General features: G+C 59.6%; 2 protein-coding genes. One reads left to right on the forward strand and one right to left on the reverse strand.

Annotation, left to right across the window (positions count from 1 at the left end; translation table 11 throughout):
- On the reverse strand, nt 1-522 hold a 522-nt coding region (locus tag ACI2KA_RS26980; protein ID WP_404505494.1), incomplete at its 3' end, for a LysR family transcriptional regulator.
- A gap of 109 nt (nt 523-631) precedes the next feature.
- Here ACI2KA_RS26980 and ACI2KA_RS26985 point away from each other — a divergent pair.
- Nucleotides 632-1,182: SDR family oxidoreductase (locus tag ACI2KA_RS26985; protein ID WP_404505495.1), on the forward strand; the 551-nt coding region annotated here is incomplete at its 3' end.

Genomic DNA, 1,182 nt, shown 5'->3' on the forward strand with positions numbered 1-1,182 from the left:
GTAGGCCGGCGAAGCGACGACGGCAAGGCAAACAGGTGGCGTGATCGGTACGGCAACCATCGTGTCTGTCACGCTTTCGCGCAGACGAATGCCCGCGTCGCAACCTTCCCGCACAATGTCTCCCAGACCATCATCGATGAACAGTTCGACACGCACTTCAGGATATCGGCGGACGAATTCTCCGAGATGCGGTTCGATGAAATGATGCGCCACGATACGCGGAGCGTTCAGCCGGATTTCACCACTCGGCTTATCGCGCGCCTCGCCGACCGCGACCAGCGCATGCGAGATCATTGCAAGCCCCGGCTCGACCTGGGACAGCAGCTTCCTGCCGTCGTCCGTCAGTGACACCGAGCGTGTCGACCGGTTGAGCAGGCGCACGTCGAGTTGCTGCTCAAGGCTCCGGATCGTTTGCGACAGGCCTGATGGAGAAATGCCGATCCGGCCGGCGGCTCGGGTATAGCTTCCTTCGCGGGCGACTTCCGCAAAAGCAGCAATGGCAGGCAGGAGATTGCGATCCATAGGCTCTCATTATGAACTGCTGCTTCAAACTCATTGAAGGATGCCCCTATTTTGCCGGGCCGTCGAGGGGGCTATGTTAACCTCATCAAAAAACGGCATGGAGAACGGCATGACGAAAATCCTGATCCTCGGCGCAAGCGGGCAGATCGCCCGGCATGTGGTCGATATGCTGGCGGAGCGAAACAGTGCCGAACTGACCTTGTTCCTGCGCGATGCGAAGAAGTTGGGCCGCAAGGTTCCTGCCAACACCCGCGTTATCGAAGGCGACGTTCACGACGCTGCCAAACTGAAGGAAGCCATGGGCGGCCAGGATGTTGTTTATGCCAACCTCGCAGGCGACGTAGATACACAGGCAGCCGCGATTATCGCCGCCATGAACGTTACCGGCGTCCGAAAGCTGATCTTCTGCACCACGCTCGGCATCTATGACGAAGTGCCTGGAAAGTTCGGCGAGTGGAACAACCGGGAGATCGGCGAGTATTTCCCGCCGTATCGCAAGGCAGCGGATCTCATTGAGGCATCCGGGCTGGATTATGCCGTGCTGCGTCCGGCGTGGCTGACTGACGCCGACGAGGTCGACTACGAGACCACCGAGCGCAACGAGCCATTCAAGGGCACGGAAGTCGCTCGCAAGAGCGTGGCGGCGATGGTTGTTGAACT

The sequence above is a fragment of the Agrobacterium sp. NPDC089420 genome (assembly GCF_044900305.1).
GTDB lineage: Bacteria > Pseudomonadota > Alphaproteobacteria > Rhizobiales > Rhizobiaceae > Agrobacterium.